At 52.1% G+C, this 305-nt stretch carries 1 pseudogene; it reads right to left on the bottom strand.

The features are described from left to right. Positions 1–247 (bottom strand): annotated as a pseudogene (locus J3L16_RS16105) (hypothetical protein); the annotation flags it as partial. Positions 248–305: the final 58 nt, after the last annotated feature.

Raw genomic sequence — 305 nt, 5'->3', positions numbered from 1 at the left:
CTTTGTCACGTAAAACGATGATCGGCTGGCCTGCCAGTTCGCAGGTCACGTAGTCACCGATCTTGGCCAAGGCACTGGCACGCCCGACACAAAACCAAGATTTCTTGAAAACACTTTCCAACTCTGCATCGTGAAATGCGTCAGACGTATAGACAGCGGGCGGCATGGCACGCGCCTCCTCGAAAGGAGTGGAGACGTTATCACGAAGCGCCTCGATTGGGCTTTGCATTTGCGCGGCGATGTTCATTGCTCTGATCCCATATTCAGGCAGATTCGGGTTTATATTCCCGATAATTGCGTTGGAT

Origin of the sequence: Alteromonas sp. 5E99-2 (assembly GCF_017368475.1) — a bacterium.
GTDB lineage: Bacteria > Pseudomonadota > Gammaproteobacteria > Enterobacterales > Alteromonadaceae > Alteromonas_F.
The sequence above is the reverse complement of the archived record's forward strand: the minus strand, read 5'-3'. Positions and strand labels throughout refer to the sequence as shown.